Raw genomic sequence first — 19,089 nt, forward strand, 5'->3', positions numbered from 1 at the left:
AGCCTGGCTTTCGGCCAGTCACCCCTCCTACGATTGCCGTAACCGGGGGAGGTCGTGGGCCGATGGCGCGCAGAGCGGCGGGAGTGGGACGCGGGATCGAACAGGCCGTCGCCTGGACGCTCAGAAACCTCGACGGCGTGGTGGCGCTGGCCGCCGCCCTGATCATCGGCACGCTGGACGTCCTCGACCAGAAGATCGACGCCAATGTCACCTCGGGCGCGATCCTCCTCGTCCTGGCCGCGCTGGTGTTCGGCACACTGACCGAGCGACGCCGCCGGACGACCGACATCCGCGAGGCGATGAGCGGCACCCGGCACGCCCTGGAGGACCTCACCATGGTCCGCTCGCTCTCCGGCGCCGAACTGGAGAACGCCCTGGACCGGGCGCGCCTGAACACGGACCGGTGGGTCTTCAAGGGCGGCACGGGCACGTATCTGCGCGCGGTGACGCTGCCGGTGTGCGTCAGGGAGGCCCAGCGCCAGCGCCGCTCCCTCACCATGAAGATCGACATCGTCAACCCGGCCGACGAGCAGGCCTGCGCCGCCTACGCGCGCTTCCGGCAGACCTTCGCGCACCGCCTCCACGCCGTCCCCGCCGAGGCCTGGACCGCCGAGCGCACGCGCAAGGAGTCCTTCGCCACCGTGCTGGCCGCCTGCTGGTACCGGCAGCGGCTGGACACCCTGGAGATCGACGTCTACCTCTCGTCGGTCGTGCCGACCCTGCGGTTCGATCTGTCGTCGTCCTGTCTGATCATCACCCAGGATGATCCGCAGCGCGTCAACCTCCTCGTGGAGCGTGACCGTCCGCTGTACGACTACTACGTCACCGAGCTCCACCAGAGCCGCGAGCAGGCCCTCACGCTCGATCTCAGCCGCACCGTCCCGCTGAGCGAGGAGCCCACGGTCGACGAGGTCCTGCGGCTCTTCGACGGCCTGGCGCTGTCCCTTCCGGTGTCCTTCACCGACCGCGACGTCGGCGACATCATCGAGAAGGCACTGCACGCGGAGAATCCGTACCGGAGGTGAACTCCCCCGTGCGTCGTCCCGTGGACTACGGACTGATCGACGAGGCCATGACCCGTGCCCGTGACGGCACCAGGGCCCGTGACGGCACCGGGGGCGCGGACGCGCTGCTGGGGGCCGCCGCGGCCGTCCTGGAGGAGATCGCCTCGGGACGGCGCGAACTGCGCGCCGTGCGTCACCCGCTGGGATTCCTGTGTCTGCCGGTGGAGCGGCGGGAGGACCGCGGGGTGTGCGTCCACGTCTTCGGCCCCGAGGCGGGCCCCGCGGCCGCGGGGCCCACCACCTCGCCCGTGCACGCGCACAGCTGGGACCTGGCCAGCTGCGTGCTGTACGGCGAGGTCGGCAATCTGCGGGTCCGGGTGCGCGACGAGTCCGGGCGTCCCACCCACCGCGTCTACGAAGTGCGCAGCGGCGCCTCGGCCGTGGACGAGATCCGGCCGACCTCGCGGCTGGTCGTCCATACGGCCGGGGCCGAGGAGACCAGCGGGCCCGGCCAGGTCTACACGCTGCCGGCCGGCCACTTCCACGCGACCGTCGTGCCGCCGGGCACGTCCGCCGCCACCCTGCTGCTGGGCCGCTCGCTGCCCGGCCGCCACGATCTCAGCCTCGGGCCGCTGCATGGCACCCTCCACCGGGTGGTACGACAGACATGCGACGCCGCGCTGACCGCCCGCGCGGCGCGCACCGTCCTCAGGAGGATCGATGGACACCCTTCCCGATGACGACGGCCCGCGGTCCCCGGCACCGGCCCCGGCGACAGCACCGGCCCCGGCCCCGGCGGCGCGGCGCTTCGCGGCGGAACGCCGGGTGGCCGTGGACGCCGCCCGCGAGGCCGGGGCGCTGCTGCGTTCCCGTTTCCACGACGACTACGGCGTCCGGGCCAAGGGCGACGCCGGCGACGTGGTCACCGACCTCGACCTGCTGGCCGAGCGCCTGGTGGTGCGTCGCCTGAGGGAGCACTACCCGCGGGACCGGATCCTCGCCGAGGAGGCGGGCGCGTACGGCGCGGACGGGCCGGGCACACGCCGCACCTGGCTGGTCGACCCACTGGACGGCAGCAACAACGTCGCCATCGGGCTGCCCGCCTACGTGGTGGGCGTCGCCCTGTGCGTCGACGAGCGTCCCGTGGTCGGGGTGGTCCACGACCCGGTGACGGACCGGACGTGGACGGCGTCGGCCGGCGGCGGCGCCCACGGCCCGCGCGGCCGGCTGACCGGGCCCCGCGGGCCGCTGTCGCACGCCGGGCCGCTGATCGCCTGGACGCAGGGGCACGCGGTCGGCCGCCGTGATCCGGTGGCCTGCGCGCTCAAGGACGCGCTGGAGGCGCGCTGCCGCCGCCTGTTGCAGCTGTGGGCGCCGCTGCTGGCGTGGGCGATGCTCGCCCGCGGTGACATCGACGGTTTCGTCGGCTACCGCGCCGAGGCCATCGACTTCCCGGCGGGCGCGCTGCTGGCGGCCGAGGCGGGCCTGGAGATCCGGGCGCTGGACGGCGGCGCCTTCCACGGCAGCGTCAGCGGCCCGGACACGGACCGCAGTTTCGTCGCCGGGCGCCCCGAGGACATCCCCTACCTCCTGGGGCTGCTCACCCGCCGGGCGGAGAACGGCCGTCCGCCCCTGGTCACGGGGTGACGAGGGTGAGGCGCGGCCTCACCCCGTGAGGGCGAGCGCGACGACCGCCGCCGGCAGGGCGGTGGCCGCGAGGACCGCGCCGGTGGCCATGAACCGCCGCAGCGACACCCCGACCCCCTGCGCGTGACAGCGCTCGAACCACAGCAGCGTCGCCAGCGAGGCCCAGGGGGTCACCACCGGGCCGACGTTGGTGCCGATCAGCAGGGCGAGCAACTGGTCGTGGTTGTCCACCGGCACCGCCGACTCCCCGGCCAGGTACACCGGGAGGTTGTTGAGCGCGTTGGACAACCCGCCCCCGACCGCGGCCGCCCGCAGCATCCCCGGCAGCGCGCCGTCCGTTCCCACCGCCGTCGCCAGCAGGTGGTGGAGGCCGTTGACGTCGACCGTCTCCACCACCAGGAACAGCCCCGGCACGAGCACCAGGAGCCGCCACGGCACCAGCGACGGCCGCAGCACCGACCGCGCCCGGAGCGCGAAGGCCCCCACGGCGATCGCGGCGGCGCCCGCCGACGCCGCCCACAGCGGTACCGCGTCGACCAGGATGGCCAGCAGGAACCCCGCGCACGCCACGGCGCACACCCGGAACAGCACCCGGTCGTCCGGGCGGTGGAGCGCCGGCGGCGCGTAGGAGTCGGCGCCGCGTGCCCCGCGCCGCCAGAAGAACAGCCACAGGCACCCCATGGTCACCACGACGGAGGCCAGTTGGGGGGCCCACATACGGGCCGCCAGGCCCGTGGGGGAGAGTGCCACCCGGTCCGCGGCCAGCAGGTTCGTCAGGTTGGACACCGGCAGCAGCAGGCTCGCGGTGTTCGCCAGCCACACCGTCGTCATCGCCAGCGGCACCGCCGCGATGCCCACCCGGGACGCCAGTGCCAGCATCACCGGTGTCAGCAGCACCGCCGTGGTGTCGAGGTTCAGGGTGATCGTGGTGAGGGAGGCGAAGACCACGCACAGCACGAACAGCGCCGCGTAACTGCCGCGCCCCGCCCGGGCCACCCACGAGGCCACCACGTCGAACACCCCGGCCCGGCTGGTGAGCTCGGCCAGCACGATCACCGTGCCGAGGAAGGCCAGCAGCGGCGCGATGCGGGTCATCGCGTCCCCCGCCGCGCGGGCCGGCAGCAGCCCCGTGGCGAGGCACAGCAGGCCGCAGGTCAGCACCCCCCCGGCCAGCAGGTCCAGCACATGCAGACGTCGTATGGCGCACACGGACAAGAGCATCGCACAGCATTCGTGCGAACACAGTGACCGGGCGGAAGACGGTTCCTAGGATGGGCCCATGGTCGCACGCCAGGAAATCGCCGGGCAGAACCGGCTGTTGGACTTCTTCATCAGCTACTCGCCGGCCGACGAGCGGTGGGCGGCCTGGATCGCCTGGACCCTGGAGGAGGCGGGCTACCGCACGGTCATCCAGGCCTGGGACTTCGTGCCGGGCACGAACTTCGTCGACTTCATGGACCGCGGCGTCAGCCAGTCCGCCGCCGTCATCGCCGTCCTCTCCCGCAACTACGAGCGCTCCCGTTACGGCCGGATGGAATGGCAGGCCGCGCTGCGCGCCGACCCGGACGCCCCCGAACGCCGGCTGATCACCGTCCGCGTCGAGGACATCCCCGTCGAGGGGCTGCTGGCCACCATCACCTACGTGGACCTCGTCGGCGTCCAGGAGACCGACGCGGCCCGGGAACTGCTCCTCACCCGCGTCGGCCACGCCCTCCAGGGCCGGGCCCGGCCCGACCGCGACCCGCGCTTCCCCGGCTTCCCCGAGCCGCCGGAGCGCCCGGCGGCCCCGCCGCCGGCGCACATCCCGCCGCCCGGGACCCCGCCCGGCAGCCGGCCCGGCAGCCCCGGCTGGGCGGGCCGCCGCCGGCCCGCCGTCCCGCCCGGCTACCCCCAGGCCCCCGAGGGCGGCGGCGGCCGGGAGACGCTGACCGTCCTCCACCTCGCCGGGCCCGCCTTCGGCCGCGGCGCCGACCCCGCCGAGCTCCAGGCCGCCGTCTGGGGCGACCTCGTCGAGCTGACCGACGCCGGCGCCCCGGCCCCCGACCTGCTCGTCGTCACCGGCGACCTCACCGCCTCCGGCAGCCCCCGCGAATGCGACCAGGCGCTGAACTTCCTGACCGGGCTGCGCTCCCGGCTCGGCCTCGCCGCCGACCGGCTCGCCGTCGTCCCCGGCGGCCAGGACGTCAACCAGGCGGCCTGCCGCGCCTACTTCAGCACGTGCGAGGCCGACGAGATGCAGCCCCGGCCGCCGTACTGGCCCAAGTGGCGCCACTACGCACGGCTGTTCCAGGAGCTCTACCAGGGCCTCGACACCGTCTTCGACGGCGACCAGCCCTGGAGCCTGTTCCCCGTGCCCGCCCTGCGCACCGTCGTCGCCGGGCTGAACTCCTCCATGGCCTACAGCCACCGGGCCGACGACCAGTACGGCTGGATCGGCGCCGAACAGGCCGCCTGGTTCGCGCAGGCCCTGCGCCCGTACGAGCGGGAGGGCTGGCTGCGGCTCGGCGCGCTGCGCCACCCGCCCGAGGCCGGCGGCCCGCTCGCCCCCGCCGATCCGGCCCCCGCCCGCCCCGTCCCGGACCGCACGGGCCCCGACCGGCCCACGCGTGTCCTCGGCTACGACCCGGGCCGTGTCCCGGCCCCCGGGCGGCGCGCGGCCGTCCCGCGGCTGCGCGACTCCGACGTCCTCACCCGTCTCACCGCGCCCCGGCTGCACCTGCTGCTGCACGGCCCCACGGGCGACACGCGCCCCGGCGCCGGTCCGGCGGAGGCCCTCGCGCTGTCCGTCGCCGGCCGCGAGCTGCCCGTCGTCGGCGCCTCGGCGCCCGGCCGGCACCGGCTGCTCCAGCTCACCCGCGACGGGCTCGTCCACTGGCCGGAGCGCCCCGACGGGACCCCGCGCCGGTACGCCGTCGCCTGGCCCGCCAGCCGCGTCCTCGAACCCGCCCCCGCCCCCGGCGGGACCGGCCCCGCCGACGGGGGCGCGGCGGGACCCGGTGGCACGGCGCCCGAGCCGCCGGCGCCGGACGCGCCGGAGACCCGCGCCGTCCAGGGCCCCCTGGAGGCGCTCGTCGACCGGGTCGCCGACGTCTGCCGCATCCGCCACGACGGCGTCCAGCTCCGCCGCATCCCGGGCGACCCGCCCAGCCTGCTGGTGACCTGGACCGAATCGGGGTTCGTACGCCAGCAGCGCGTCGGCGTCTGCTCCGGCACCCCGACCGCCGAGGACGTCGACCGCTTCATCGACCACGTCCACGCCGCCGGCACCGAACCCGACGCCGAGCTGGTCCACGACGGCCCGCCGCCCGACCGCGCCCTGCGCGAACGCGCCCGCCGGCGCGGCGTCCTCGTGCGCAGCTTCACCGCCTTCCAGGGCCTGCTCGACCTGCGCGGCTACGTCACCGCCCAGACCGCGCGGCTGACCGGCGACCCCCAGTACCAGCCCGCGCTCTACCTCCCCCAGCGCTACCGCGAGCTCGAACGCCCCGGCGGCGCCGAGCGCGACGGCCTCGTCGACGACGTGCTGCGCATGCTCGACGCCGACCACGGCCGCTTCCTGCTGCTCCTCGGCGACTTCGGGCACGGCAAGACCTTCGCCCTGCGCGAGGTGGCCCGCCGGATCCCCGAGGAACTGCCCCACCTCGTCCCGGTGCTGATCCAGCTGAACGCCCTCGACAAGGCCCACACCCTCGACGGCCTCGTCGCCGCCCACCTGGCCGGCCACGGCGTCGACACCATCGACCTGCGGGCCTTCCGCTACATGCTCCGGCAGGGCCGCATCGTCCTGCTCTTCGACGGCTTCGACGAGCTGGTCAACCAGGTCAGCTACGACCGTGCCGCCGACCACCTCCAGGTGCTCCTGGACGCCGCCGTCGACAGCGCCAAGATCGTCGTCAGCAGCCGCACCCAGCACTTCCGCTCCCAGGCCCAGGTGCTCACCGCCCTCGGCGAGCGGGTCGGGCTGCTCCCGCAGCGCCGGGTCCTGGCCGTCCAGGAGTTCACCCCGCGGCAGATCCGCTCCTACCTGGTCAACCGCTACGGCGACGCGCCCGCCGCCGACCGCCGGATGCGGCTGCTCGAAGGCATCCCCGACCTCCTCGCCCTCTGCCGCAACCCCCGGCTGCTCAGCTTCGTCGCCGACCTCGACCACGAACGGCTGCGCGCGGTCGCCGGCGCCGGCCGCGCCCTGAGCCCCGCCGGGCTCTACGAGGAGGTGTTCACGGCCTGGCTGGAGTTCGAGGCCCGGCGCGGCCGCGGTGAGCCCGGCGGCACCCCCGGGCTCGGCCCGCGCCAGCTGTGGCAGGCCGTCACCACCCTCGCCCTGCGGCTGTGGGAGAGCGGCGAGGGCGCGCTGCGGCTGGACGAGCTCAACGACGTGGCCGAGACCCTCACCGAGCTCGCTGACAGCAGGCTGTCCGTACCGCAGGCCGCGCACGCCGTCGGCTCCGGCAGCCTCCTCGTCCGCACCGACGACGGCCTCTTCCGCTTCATCCACGGCTCCGTGGCCGAATGGCTGGTGGCCCGGGAGGCCGCCGCCCGGCTCGGCGACGAGGGACACGGCGACGGCGGCCTGCTCTCCCGCCGCCACCTCAGCCGCCTCGCCGTCGAGTTCCTGTGCGACCTCGCCGACCACCGCACCTGCCAGCGGTGGGCCGAGAGAGCCCTCGCCGCCGAGGCGGACGGCGACCCCGGCGACATCGCCCGGGCCAACGCCGTCAAGATCCTCAGCAGGCTGCGCGTCCCCGCCCACACCGACCTGCGCGGGGCCGTCCTCGCCGGCGAGGACCTCTCCTACCGCGACTTCTCCGGCGTCGACCTCACCCGCGCCGACCTGACCGACGCCAGCCTGGTGGGCGCCGACTTCTCCGGCGCCGTGCTGCGCGAGGCCCGGCTGGCCGGGGCCCGGCTGGACGACGCCGACCTCTCCGGCGCCGACCTGCGGGAGGCGGACCTGCGCCGGGCCCGCCTGATCCGTACCGACCTGCGCGGCGCCCGCGTCGCCGGCGGCAGCTGGCACCGCGCCGCCCTCGTTGACGCGGTCACCGAGCCGGCCCTGCTCGGCACCCCCGAGCTGCGGGCCGCCGCCGTCGCCCCCGGGCTGTCCGCCGAGCCGGGCCTGCGACCCGCCGCGGTCGGCGTCCCGTACGGCTTCGACATGCGCACCAGCCGGCTGCCCGAGCCCGTCGCCTTCAGCCCCGGCGGCGAACTCCTCGCCCTCGGTGGCGAGGACGGCGGCGTCCTGGTGTGCGACGGCTCCACCGGTACGGCGCTGCGCACCCTCCACGGCCACATGGGCCGCGTCTACGCCGTGAAGTTCCGCCCCGGCGTCCTGGCCACCGGCGGGGCCGACGGCACCGTACGGCTGTGGGACCCGGTCTCCGGCGCCTGCCGGCACCGCCTGGAGGTGCATCCCGGCGGCGTGTGGCCCGTCTCCCTCGACCGGTCCGGCACCCGGCTGGCCACCGGCGACGCCGACGGCACCGTCACCCTGTGGGACGCCGTCACCGGCACCCCCGCCCACCGGATGGCGGGCCACCACGCGCCCGTCTACACCGCCGTGTTCAGCCCCGACGGCACGGTCCTGGCCACCGGCGACGCGGCGGCCTCCGTACGGCTGTGGGACACCGCCTCCGGCCGGCTCCTCGGCGAGCTGCCCGGCCACCGCGGGGCGGTCTACCGCGCCTCCTTCAGCCCCGACGGCACCCTCCTGGCCACCGGCGACATGGGCGACGGCGAGCGCGGCACCGTCCGGATCTGGGACGTGGCAGCGCGCCGGCCGCGGCACGCCTGCGCCGGCCACATGGGCCGCGTCTACACCCTGGACTTCCACCCCTCCGGCACGCTGCTGGCCAGCGGCGACACCGAGGGCCGCGTCCTGCTGTGGGACCCGCGCACCGGGCGCCCGGCCGGCGAGCCGGTGTCCTGCGGCGGGGCCGTCTACCAGGTGGTGTTCGACCCCGAGGGCGGCATGCTGGCCGCGGGCGGCAGCGACGGCTCGGTCCGGCTCTGGCAGCTGACCCCCGCCGCCGCGGGTGACGGCTGGTCGGCCACCGCGCTGCGCCGCCAGCCGGCCGAGCACCAGGGGTCGGTGTGGGCCTGCCGGTTCCGGCCGCACGATGCTGCGGCGGGCGCCCCGGACAGCGGGCCGCTGCTGGTCTCGGCCGGCAACGACGGGGCGGTGCGGCTGTGGGACACCGTCACCGGCCGCGGCCGGAGCATCCTGCGCGGCCACGGCCGCAAGGTCGTCGGCCTCGCCTTCGGCGCCTCCGGCGAGCACCTCGCGGCCTGCGGCAACGACGGCGTGGTCCGCCTCTGGGAGCCCGCCACCGGCCGCGCCCTGCGGGAGCTCACCGGCGACAACGACCGGTTGGTCTCCGCCGTGTTCACCCCCGGAGCGCCCCTGCTGGCCACCCCCAGCAGCGACGGCGACGTCTACGTCTGGAACGCCGTCACGGGGGAGTACCAGCGCGAGATCGACGCCGAGACCGACCACGTCTGGGCCGAGGCGTTCAGCGCCGACGGGGAGGTCCTCGCCACCGCCAACGACGACGACACCGTACGGCTGTGGTACCGCAGCACCGGCGCGCACGTGGCCACCCTGGCCCAGCACCGCGGCCGGGTGCGGTCCATCTCCTTCACCGCCGACGGCGCGGGCCTGGCCACCGGCTGCGACGACGCGTACGTCCGGCTGTGGGACCTGACCGCGAGCCGGCTGACCGCCGAGCTGGCCGGCCACACGGACCGGGTGTACGCGGTGGTGCACGGGTCGGGCGACGCCTGGCTGGCGAGCGCCTCGTGGGACGGGCAGGCCATCGTCTGGCAGAACGGCCGGCTCCGGCACCACCTGCGCGGCCACTTTGGGCGGCTGTGGGCCGCGGCCGCCCATCCCGTCCGGCAGCTGCTGGCCACGGCGGGCGACGACCGGACCGTCCGGCTGTGGGATCCGGTGAGCGGGCGGGAGAGCGGGGTCCTCACCGGCCACACCGGCCGGGTGCTCGCCCTCGCCTTCAGCCCCGACGGTTCGCTGCTGGCGAGCGGTGGCGAGGACGGCACGGTGCGGCTGTGGTCGGTGCCGGACGAGGGTCTGCCCGTCGCGCGGGCCACCCTCGTCGGGGTGCCGGGCGGCTGGGCGACCGTGACGCCCTCGGGCGGCTACAAGTTCGACGGTGAGGTGGCGGGGGAGTTCTGGCACGTGCTGGGCATGTGCCGGTTCGAGCCCGGCGAGCTGGACGCCCATCTGCCGGGCGTCCGGCGCCTGCCGCCGGACGCGCCGCTCTGACCCCACTGGTCCGATCACGCCGGGGCGCGCGCCCCGGCGCGTGGCTCTGGTGGGCGCGCCGTCCGTCAGGTTCACTGGGGACCATGCCTCTTGACGGTGTGTACGAGCCGAGTTCCGCCCAGTGGGTCCGCGAGCAGGTCGAGCTGTACGAGAGCTCCGGGGGCACCCGGGGTACGACGCTGCGCGGCATGCCGGTGATCGTCCTGACCTCGGTCGGGGCGCGGACCGGGAAGCTGCGCAAGACGCCGCTGATGCGTGTCGAGCACGACGGGGCCTACGCGGTGGTCGCCTCGCAGGGCGGCGCTCCCCGGCATCCCGTGTGGTACTTCAACCTCACCTCCCATCCGCTCGTCGAGCTGCAGGACGGCCCGGTGAGACGGGACATGGTGGCCCGCGAGGTCACGGGCGAGGAGAAGGCGCTGTGGTGGGAGCGCGCGGTGGCGGCGTACCCGGACTACGCCGACTACCAGGCGAAGACCGACCGGGAGATCCCCGTGTTCGTCCTGGAGGAGGCCCGGACCGCCTGAGGCCCGGGCTGCCTGAGGCCCGGGCCGCACGGTCTTCTCAGGAGCCGGTGAACTCCACGGCCGTGACGTGCTCGCGCGAGGTCCGGTCGAGCAGCACCACCGAGGCGGCCTCGGCGACCGCGTCCGGCAGCGGGACCGTCCGGTCCGGTCGCGGCCCGGTCCCGGGCGCCCCGGACAGGGTGCTCAGCAGCCGGTCGAGGCCGCGCCGGTGCCGGGCGAAGGTACGGGCCGGCGCCCACCGGCCGCGCGCCCGCTGGCCGGCCAGGGCCTCGCCGGCGCCCACGTCCAGCAGCACGACGTGCAGCTCGCGTCCCTGGCGGCCCGCCGCGCGGGCCAGCCAGCGGCGCATCCAGGGCCGGCTGCCGCAGTCGTGCACCAGCATCGCCCCGCCGCCGCGCACCTCGGCGCGCAGCCAGCGGGCGTGCTCCAGCCGGGCCCAGGGCCGGTACACCGCGTAGGGCAGGCGGTCGGGCATCACGGACTCGCAGGCGACGTGCACGGTGCGCGGGTCGATCACGGGCGCGGCTTCGGACCAGCGGCGCAGCAGGGTGCTCTTGCCGCTGCCGGGCAGGCCGGAGACGACCACCACGGAGCCCGGGGGATAGGACAGCACGGCGGGGACGGCGAGCGGCTCCCGCTCCTGGCCGCCTCCGCGCAGGTCCACCAGCCCCCGCGGCCTGAGCACCCGCCCCGGTTCTCCGGCCGCCGGTCCGGCCGTCGCGACCGTCGCGGCCGGCCGCCCCCCTATGTCGCTCACCCTGTCCCCTGTCCTGGCGTGTGGTCCCTCGGCTGGTTCCTCCAGCCTCGCACGGCAGCCTGGGAGACGCGGGGGCGGGCCGTTCGGTTTCCCGGCCGCGTTCCGGGAGTGGCCGGGGACAGTGTCCGTCATGCCCCGCGATCGTTGGGAAAGTCATGAAGAATCGCATCACGACGCGTCTCACCGCGGGCTCGGTCCTCCTCGCCGCCTGCGGGCTCGCCCTCTCCGCAGGCACGGCCCGGGCGGCCGCCGAGGACACGGGTCAGGGCGGCGGCCCGCTGACCGAGCGGGTCTCCCGGCTCACGTCCCTCGACACCGCGCCCGTCGACCGGGCGGCCTCCATGGTGAAGCAGGAGATCCCCAAGGAGGCCACCGGCGAGATCTACGTCAGGTCCCCCCTCGCCGGAAGCTGATCCGTAAGACACGGCCTAGGCCGAGGCGGGTTTGAGCAGGACGAAGTCCGCGCCGGAGGGGTCCAGGCACACGGCCAGCCGGCCCACCCCCTCGGCGTCCTCCGGCCCCATCTGCGAGCGGCCGCCGTTCTCGAGGACCCGGGCGAACGCGGCGTCGCAGTCCTCCACGGCGAAGACCGGGTGCCAGTACGGCCGGCCGCCGGTGAGCGTGAGGTGCTCGGCGGGGAGTCCCATGATGCCGCCCTGCATGCGCTCCTCACCGGCGCCGGCCGGGGTGACGATCGTGTACGTGCCCCCGCCGCCCGGCAGCTCCATGTCCGACGTCTGCCAGCCGAAGAGGGAGCCGTAGAAGGCCTTCGCGGCCGCGGCGTCGGTGGTGTACAGCTCGGTCCAGCACAGGGTGCCGGGGACGTCGGCCGTCTCCAGGCCGGGGCTCGTGCCCGGCTGCCAGACCGCGAACTGCCCGCCCTGGGGGTCGGTCAGCTGGGCCATCGTTCCCTCGCCGTCCGCGTCGACGGGGGCCACCCGCACCTGTCCGCCCGCCCGTTGGGTGGCCTCGGCCGTGGCGCGCGCGTCGGGCGTGTTGAAGTAGATCATCCAGGCCGAACGGGCCCCCTCCTCGGTGAGCCGGCCCAGCCCGCCCACCGTGCGGCCGTCCCGCTTGAGGACGCCGTAGTCCGACGACTCGGGCCCCATGGTCGCGAACTCCCAGTCGAACACGGCACGGTAGAACGCCGCCGTCGCGGCGACGTCCGGCGTGCCCAGGTCGATCCAGCAGGGGGAGCCGGTGCGGAAGTCGGTGGTGATCAATGGCCTTGCCCTTCGCTCGGTCGGCCCTGCCCTGGTCCGGCCAGCCTGGCACCGGGGCGGGCCGGCCGCCCTTCGGGACAGGGCCGTTCGGCCCTGTCCCCGGGCCGAACGGGACCGTTTGGGCGGTGTCATACTGCTTTGCCACCCCACCCTCGTCACCGGAGACCCGGCAGTGAACACCTCGCCCCAGGGCAACGACTACTACACGCTGCTGGCGCGGCACGACGCGATGCGACTGCGCCGCCGGCTGCTCTCGCCGGGCTCGTTACCGGCCCCGGCCGAGACCACGGCGCCCGCCGCGGGACCCGACGAGGGGGACCGCCGGCTGATCCACCGTGAGCTGCCCCTGGTGACGCCCTTCGAGGACCTCATCACCCATCTGTACGACGTGATGTTCCGGCGCTGGCCCTACCTGCGGTCGCTGTTCCCCGAGTCCATGGACTTCCAGCGCGAGCACCTCGCCCGTATGTTCCACTACCTGACGGAACATCTGGACCGGCCCGACGAGGTCACCACCACCTTCACCCGGCTGGGCCGCGACCACCGCAAGCTCGGCGTCCGCCCGGCGCACTACGAGGCGTTCGAGGCCGCGCTGTGCGAGGCCCTGCGGATCAGGGCGGGGGAGCGGTGGACCCCGGAGCTGGAACGGGCCTGGCTGCGCATGCTGCGCTCCGCCGTCGAGGCCATGGTCGCCGGCGCGGACGCCGCCATCGGCGAACCGCCCTCCTGGCACGGCGAGGTGGTCGCGCACGACGTCCGCCGCCCGGACCTCGCCGTGCTGCGCGTCCGCACCCACGAGGCCTACCCCTACCGGGCCGGGCAGTACGCCGCCGTGGAGTCGCCGCTGCTCCCGCACGCCTGGCGGCACTACTCGATGGCCTGTGCGCCCCGGACCGACGGCATCGTCGAGTTCCACGTCCGGCGCACCGGGGCCGGTGGCGTCAGCGACGCCCTGGTCCGGCGCACCCGGGTGGGCGACACCCTGCGGCTCGGCCCGGCGAGGGGCACGATGACGCTGGGCGGGGAGGTGACGCGCGACCTGCTGATGGTGGCGGGCGGGACCGGGCTCGCCCCGCTCAAGGCGCTGCTGCAGGAGCTGGCGGCCCGCTCCTCCGGGCACCGGCTGGTCCACCTCCTCGTGGGTGCCCGGGACCGGGGCGGCCTCTACGAGGGGGAGTGGCTCGCCGAGCTGGAACGCCGCAAGCCGTGGCTGCGGGTGGTGCCCGTCCTCGGCGACGAACCGGCGGCGCGCCTGGGCGGCACGGTCGCCGACGCCCTCGGACGGCAGGGCGGCGACTGGTCCAACCGGACCGCCTATGTCAGCGGCCCGCCCGCGATGGTCGCCACGACCGTCGCCCGCCTCCAGGAGATGGGGCTGCCCGCCGGGCGCATCCACCACGACCCCGTCGGCGGCGGCACCCGGCCGTGAGTCACGGCAGCAGCCGCTGCTCCTTGGCCACGGCCACCGCGCCCGCCCGGGTGTCCACGCCGAGCTTGGCGTAGATCCGGCCCAGGTGCGTCTTGACGGTGGCCTCGCTGATGAACAGCGCCCGGGCGATCTCCCGGTTGCCCAGTCCGCGTGCCAGCTGCCCGAGGATGTCGTGCTCCCGCTCGGTGAGCCGGCCGGGGGCGGCGCCCCCGTCGCGGGCCCGTCCCATCACCCGGCCGAGGACGGGCGCCGAGAAGGCGGTGCGGCCGCGGGCCGCCGCGTGGATCGCGGCGAACAGCTCCTCGGGGGGCTCCGCCTTCAGCAGATAGCCCGTGGCCCCGGCGTCGACCGCCCGCCGCACGTCCGCGTCCGTGTCGTACGTCGTCAGGACCAGGACATAGGGCGCGCCGGGCGCCGCGGTGATGCGCCGGGTGGCCTCCACCCCGTCGATCGCCGCCGCGCCGCCCGGACCGGGGCCCAGCTGGAGGTCCATCAGCACCACGTCGGGACGCAGCCGCGCGGCCAGGGCGACGGCCTCCTCGCCGCTGCCGGTCCCGCCCACCACCTCGATGCCCGGCTCGCTGGCGAGCAGGGCCAGCAGCCCCGCCCGGACGACGACGTGGTCGTCGCACAGCAGCAGGCGTACGGGATCGTTCACGAGGGCTCCGAAGGGGTGACCGGGGGAAGGGGGACGCGGGCGGAGACGACGGTGCCCTCGCCGGGCACCGACTCGACGCTCAGCCGGCCGCCGGCCCGCTCGGCGCGGGCGCGCATGGCCGGCAGTCCGTGCCCGCGGTCCCCGCGCGGGCCGCGCCGCCGGCCGGCGCGCGGGTCCAGGCCGCGCCCGTCGTCGGCCACGTCGAGGACCACCTCGTCGCCGAGGCAGGTGAGGGTGAGGGCCGCCACGCGGGCGCCGGAGTGCTCGCGGACGTTGGCCAGCGCGCCCTGGGCGATGCGCAGCAGCGCCGACTCCACCCGCTCGGGCAGCGGCCCGGGCTCGCCCTCCAGGTGGAAGCGCACGGTCAGGGTACCGGTCGACTCCCGTTCGGCCAGCTCGCGCAGCGCCCCGGCCAGGCGCCCGCCGCGTGTCAGCTCCGGCGGCGCGAGGTCGTGGACGAAGCGGCGGGCCTCGGCCAGGCCGCGGGCGGCGATCCCGGTGGCGGTGCGGACGTGTTCGCGGGCCGTGGCGGGGTCGGCGTCCCAGACCCGGTCGGCGGCCTGGAGCAGCATCCGCTGGCTGGAGAGGCCCTGGGCGAGCGTGTCGTGGATCTCCATCGACAGTCGCTGCCGCTCGGCCAGGGTGCCCTCGCGCCGTTCGGTGGCGGCCAGTTCGCGGCGGGTGCGCAGCAGGTCGTCGATCAGGGCCCGCTGCCGGGCGGCCTGGCGTTCCATGTGGACGAAGACGGCGGTGGCCATGGCGGCGACGACCGGCGGGGCGACCACGAGGCTGGGGTCGAGGCCGAAGAGGCTGATCTGGGCGGCCGTCACGAAGACGGTCAGGACGCCGATCAGGATCAGCGCCGCCCGGGTGGGCAGGACCCGCAGGCCCGTGTAGACGAGGGGGATCGCGCACCAGGCGAAGCTGGGGGCGAGGACGACGAGGACGGCCCACACGGCGACGAGCGCGCCGAGCCACGGCCGGCCGCGCAGCCCCGTGCGGTCGCCGTCGCGCCCGAGCCCGTACAGCAGAGCGAGCACCGCGCTCAGGGCCACCACCCAGGCGGTGCGCGGGTCGCCGGGGTGGCGGATCAGGAAGCGGACCAGGGAGGCGCCCAGCAGGAGGAGGAAGGCGGTGTGCCGGACGGCGGCCAGCCACCAGGCGTTGGTCTCCCGCTCCCGCGGGGGCGAGGTCGTGGTGGGGTCGGCGTGCACGTGCGGTCGTCTCCTTCCGGGACCCCGCCTCCTCGGGGCCGGGCCTTCCGTTTCTCTGTCGCTCTCCGTCCTAAACCGTGCGGGGCCGTCGCGCATCATCCGATCGGTTGACACGGGGTCGTCCGATGCGCCTCGGCGGAGCAGCCGGAACGATGATCCGCGAGGGGTGGCGGGCCGGTGAGGATCGAGACGTTCCCGTCGAGTCGTAGCGACCGACCGATCCACCGGCCGAGGAGTTCCCATGTCCAGCCCGAAGCGTCTGCCCCGCCTGTCCGTCCGTGCCCGGGTGCTGACCGGTCTCGCCGCCGCGGCCGCCGTCGGCGCCGGCACCTTCGGCGCCGTCTCCGCCACCGCCACCCCGTCGGCCGCGCAGGCCGCGCCCGTCCAGGCCGACGGCGCGGGCCTGACCCGCTCGGCCCATCTGTCCGTGGACGCGGCCACCAAGGCCGCCCAGGCAGCGCTGGCGGCGGCGCGCAAGGACGGCCAGAAGGTGACCGTCTCCGTCGTCGACCGCAACGGCAACACCGTGGTCATGCTGCGCGGCGACGGCGCCGGCCCGCAGTCCTACGAGTCGGCCCAGCGCAAGGCCTTCACCGCCGTGTCCTGGAACGCCCCCACCTCGGAGCTGGTCAAGCGCCTCCAGCAGGTGCCGAACCTCAAGGACATCCCCGGCACCCTCTTCCTGCCCGGCGGCACCCCGGTCCAGGCCTCGGGCGCCCCGGTCGCGGGCATCGGTGTCGCGGGCGCCCCGAGCGGCGACCTGGACGAGAAGTACGCCCAGGCGGGCGCGGCCGCGCTCGGCAAGTAGGGCCCGGACACCCGGCCGTGCCCCGCGGGGCGCGGCCGGGGTCAGTGGCCGGAGAGCGTGACGCGCAGGAAGCGCGGCCGGTAGACGTCCGCGCGGCGCACGACGTCGGCGGGGACGAGGCTGTTGACGTTGTAGGACAGCACGAGCTCGTCCCGGCGCTCCAGTTCGGGGTGCTCGTGCGGGTTGTAGGCGATGACGTTCGCGTTGCGGTACGTGCCCAGCGGCCCGGCCTCCGGCGCGGTGTGGACCGTACGGGGCCGGGTGAAGGGCCCGGCCGGGCCGCGGGCCCACGCGAGCTGCGTCTCGGCGCTGAACGGTTGGTCGGCGCGCTGGGTCACCAGCGCCCACCAGGCGCCGTGCCGGACCACGCTGAGCTCGTCGGAGACCGCCAGCGGGGCGCCGCCGGGGCCGGCCAGCGGGGCCGCGTCCGCCTCCCGCGCGGACCAGCCGCCCCGCGCGGTGCGGTACCGCCACGGGCCCCGCAGGTCGGAGCCCGCGACGCGGGCCAGCCGCAGCCGGCAGCCGCCCCCCTGGGTGGGCGCGGTGCCGTAGACATAGGTGTACGGGCCCGCGCGCTCCAGCCACGCGCCCCACGAGACGCCCGCCGAGGACGGCAGCGGGACGGGCGCCGGCGTCACGGGGACCAGCGGCCGGGACGGCGGGCCCGGCGCGAACCGGGCCAGCGCGTTGCCGCGCCAGGCCACGTCCAGCGGGCCGTTCCCGGTGCGGGCGTAGTGCGCGTAGACCACGCTCACCCCGCGGCCGTCCCGGATGCCGGCCCGCGCCCAGTACCACGTGCCGGGCGCGGGATCGGGCACCAGCGGGGCGGGCCGGCCGGACGCGTTTCGGCCGGTGAGGGTGCGCGGCCCCCGCGCGGTCCACAGCACGAGGCTGTTGTGCACGAACGGCGTGGTGCCGCCCTCGTCGGTGACCGGCGACCGGGAGCCGTCGGGGCGCACCGTGCCCAGGAAGGTGTCGGAGAACACCCACAGCTCACCGGCGGGCGTCGGCACGGAGTAGGTGCTGTCCGCGCCCGTCCAGTGCCACGGCGAGCGCTCCCGGTCGGCGTAGTGGGCGAAGGCCCGTTCGAGGGACCGCTCGGGCCGGACGTCCGTCACACGCGGCGGCCCGCCGGCCTGTGACGGAGGAAGGAAGCCGCACAGGGTGGCGAGTACGGCGAGTACGGCGGTCAGCACGGGCGTCCTCGGAGCCCGCACGGTCGTCCTCATGGCGCACGGTCCGACGGGCCGGGCCGCGGAACGGTGTTGAAGCACACGGCCTCCGCCGTCCCGGCCAGTGGCGCGAGGTCCGGCAGCAGCCGGGCCGGCGGGGTGCGGGTGAAGACGGCGATGTGACGCCGGCCGGCCCGGTCGGCGAGCCGCAGCACGTCCGCCCACTCGGTGTAGGGGGTGACCACGGCCACCGGGCCCACCGGCACGGGCGCGGCGCCGACCCGCTCCGGGACCGGCTCGGTGAGGACGAACGGGCCCTGCGGCGCCGTGCCCCGGTGCAGCAGGAGCGCGCCGGCGGCCGTCGTGGCGTCCAGCCAGGCCCGCAGCGCCGCCAGCTGGTCCGGGGCCGGGGTGGAGGACACCGGCGCCATGGTGCCGAGACGGTCGGCCCGGCGCACCAGATGCCCCAGGAAGTCGCTCCAGTGGTCGATGTGGACGGCCACGACGGGGGTGGCGGCGCAGGTGCGCCCGGCCACCGCGAAGCACGAGCGCAGGGCGGCCCGGGCGGCGGCCCGGACCCGGCCGTCGTGCCGCACCACGAACACTCCGCGCCCGGCCGGGGCCGCGCAGCACCGCGGGGCCACGGCGTCGGCGTGCTCGGCGAGCAGCGCCCGCAGCACCGGGGCCCGGCCGGGCGCCGGGACGAGGAGCTGCCAGCGGCCGGGCGGCAGGCCCGCGGCGTGGGCCCGCAGGACCACCAGGGCGGCCAGGGCCGCGGCGTGGTGCTCCACACAGCTGATCACGGCGCTCCCGCCCAGCAGGGCGGCCACGGCGCCCTCCAGGAGCGAGGTCAGGGGCCGGGCGGTGTCGACCGCGGCGGCCATCACGGCCGGGGCGCGGGCGGCCTCCGGGGCCGCCGGGGCGTCCCGCCGCCAGGGCCACGGGGGATGCCGGAAGGGGCCGGGCTCCTCCGGCAGCAGCCGCTCGGCGGCCCGGCGTTCGGCGGCCGTGTCGTACGGGCCGAGGCCGCAGGCCTGGGCGAGCACGGGCCAGACCCGCGGGGCGTCGGCGCGCAGCAGCGAGCGCAGCGCCGGCCCGAGCACGACGCCGGGGCCGGGGGCGAGAGCGGCGCGGGCGCGCCGTACGGCCCGGTGGACGTCCGCCGCGTCCGACAGCGGCGCGTCGGCGACGTGCCGGGCCGTGAACCAGTCGTGGACCGGGGCGCGGTGCCGGCCGTCGGTGGTGATGAGGCCGAGCTCGGCCGCTCGCGACAGGGCCCGGGCGGCGGTGGGGACGGGGACGGTCATGGCCGGCGTTCGCCCGTGCTCACGGTCTCGGTCGCTCCTCCCCGGGCGGCGGCCCGCCCTCCGC

General features: G+C 76.2%; 15 protein-coding genes. 8 read left to right on the forward strand and 7 right to left on the reverse strand.

Features of this window, described 5'->3' with window-relative positions; all coding sequences use genetic code 11:
- The first annotated feature begins 62 nt into the window (after window positions 1-62).
- Genes AC07BS_RS08095 through AC07BS_RS08105 form a run of 3 tightly spaced genes read left to right on the forward strand, consistent with a single transcriptional unit; the run spans window position 63 to window position 2,651 of the window.
- Window positions 63-1,025 (forward strand): hypothetical protein, encoded by a 963-nt coding sequence (locus AC07BS_RS08095; RefSeq protein ID WP_478643985.1) that lies wholly within the window; start codon window positions 63-65, stop codon window positions 1,023-1,025.
- Window positions 1,026-1,033: 8 nt separating this feature from the next.
- Entirely contained in the window at window positions 1,034-1,744 is a 711-nt protein-coding gene (locus tag AC07BS_RS08100) for a hypothetical protein (protein ID WP_478643983.1), read from the forward strand.
- Window positions 1,725-2,651 (forward strand): inositol monophosphatase family protein, encoded by a 927-nt coding sequence (locus AC07BS_RS08105; protein WP_478930944.1) that lies wholly within the window; start codon window positions 1,725-1,727, stop codon window positions 2,649-2,651. Before AC07BS_RS08100 ends, AC07BS_RS08105 begins: the two co-directional genes overlap by 20 nt.
- An 18-nt stretch (window positions 2,652-2,669) precedes the next feature.
- Here the strand turns inward: AC07BS_RS08105 and AC07BS_RS08110 are convergent, their stop codons facing one another.
- Window positions 2,670-3,860, reverse strand: coding sequence for an ArsB/NhaD family transporter (locus tag AC07BS_RS08110; RefSeq protein WP_478643980.1), 1,191 nt, complete (start codon window positions 3,858-3,860; stop codon window positions 2,670-2,672).
- A gap of 70 nt (window positions 3,861-3,930) precedes the next feature.
- On the opposite strand from AC07BS_RS08110, the gene AC07BS_RS08115 reads away from it, so the two are divergent.
- Window positions 3,931-9,930, forward strand: coding sequence for a TIR domain-containing protein (locus tag AC07BS_RS08115; RefSeq protein WP_478930946.1), 6,000 nt, complete (start codon window positions 3,931-3,933; stop codon window positions 9,928-9,930).
- 83 nt (window positions 9,931-10,013) lie between these two features.
- Window positions 10,014-10,457, forward strand: coding sequence for a nitroreductase family deazaflavin-dependent oxidoreductase (locus tag AC07BS_RS08120; RefSeq protein ID WP_478643976.1), 444 nt, complete (start codon window positions 10,014-10,016; stop codon window positions 10,455-10,457).
- A gap of 37 nt (window positions 10,458-10,494) precedes the next feature.
- Here AC07BS_RS08120 and AC07BS_RS08125 read toward each other — a convergent pair whose 3' ends face one another.
- Window positions 10,495-11,214 (reverse strand): AAA family ATPase, encoded by a 720-nt coding sequence (locus tag AC07BS_RS08125; protein ID WP_478930949.1) that lies wholly within the window; start codon window positions 11,212-11,214, stop codon window positions 10,495-10,497.
- 155 nt (window positions 11,215-11,369) lie between these two features.
- On the opposite strand from AC07BS_RS08125, the gene AC07BS_RS08130 reads away from it, so the two are divergent.
- Window positions 11,370-11,627, forward strand: a complete 258-nt coding sequence (locus AC07BS_RS08130; protein ID WP_478643973.1) for a hypothetical protein — start codon at window positions 11,370-11,372, stop codon at window positions 11,625-11,627.
- A 15-nt stretch (window positions 11,628-11,642) separates the two neighbouring features.
- Here the strand turns inward: AC07BS_RS08130 and AC07BS_RS08135 are convergent, their stop codons facing one another.
- Window positions 11,643-12,437, reverse strand: a complete 795-nt coding sequence (locus tag AC07BS_RS08135) for a VOC family protein (RefSeq protein WP_478930951.1) — start codon at window positions 12,435-12,437, stop codon at window positions 11,643-11,645.
- A gap of 172 nt (window positions 12,438-12,609) precedes the next feature.
- On the opposite strand from AC07BS_RS08135, the gene AC07BS_RS08140 reads away from it, so the two are divergent.
- Window positions 12,610-13,866: a globin domain-containing protein gene (locus AC07BS_RS08140; RefSeq protein WP_478930954.1), complete on the forward strand. Its 1,257-nt coding sequence runs from the start codon at window positions 12,610-12,612 to the stop codon at window positions 13,864-13,866.
- 1 nt (window position 13,867) lies between these two features.
- On the opposite strand, the gene AC07BS_RS08145 is transcribed toward AC07BS_RS08140, so the two are convergent.
- On the reverse strand, window positions 13,868-14,524 hold the full coding sequence (locus AC07BS_RS08145; protein WP_478643968.1) for a response regulator: 657 nt from the start codon (window positions 14,522-14,524) through the stop codon (window positions 13,868-13,870).
- Window positions 14,521-15,738: a sensor histidine kinase gene (locus AC07BS_RS08150; protein WP_478930956.1), complete on the reverse strand. Its 1,218-nt coding sequence runs from the start codon at window positions 15,736-15,738 to the stop codon at window positions 14,521-14,523. The genes AC07BS_RS08145 and AC07BS_RS08150 overlap by 4 nt, the downstream gene beginning before the upstream one ends.
- A 259-nt stretch (window positions 15,739-15,997) precedes the next feature.
- Between AC07BS_RS08150 and AC07BS_RS08155 the strand changes: the two genes are divergently transcribed.
- Window positions 15,998-16,546 carry a GlcG/HbpS family heme-binding protein gene (locus AC07BS_RS08155; RefSeq protein ID WP_478644191.1) on the forward strand — a complete coding sequence of 183 codons (549 nt, stop codon included), beginning with the start codon at window positions 15,998-16,000 and terminating at the stop codon, window positions 16,544-16,546.
- A gap of 41 nt (window positions 16,547-16,587) precedes the next feature.
- Here AC07BS_RS08155 and AC07BS_RS08160 read toward each other — a convergent pair whose 3' ends face one another.
- Both AC07BS_RS08160 and AC07BS_RS08165 read right to left on the reverse strand, forming a co-directional pair.
- Complete coding sequence (locus tag AC07BS_RS08160; RefSeq protein WP_478930958.1) at window positions 16,588-17,742, reverse strand: hypothetical protein; 1,155 nt, start codon at window positions 17,740-17,742, stop codon at window positions 16,588-16,590.
- Window positions 17,743-17,771: 29 nt separating this feature from the next.
- Window positions 17,772-19,025: an aldehyde dehydrogenase family protein gene (locus AC07BS_RS08165; RefSeq protein ID WP_478930960.1), complete on the reverse strand. Its 1,254-nt coding sequence runs from the start codon at window positions 19,023-19,025 to the stop codon at window positions 17,772-17,774.
- Window positions 19,026-19,089: the final 64 nt, after the last annotated feature.

The sequence above is a fragment of the Streptomyces sp. NPDC044063 genome (assembly GCF_056434285.1).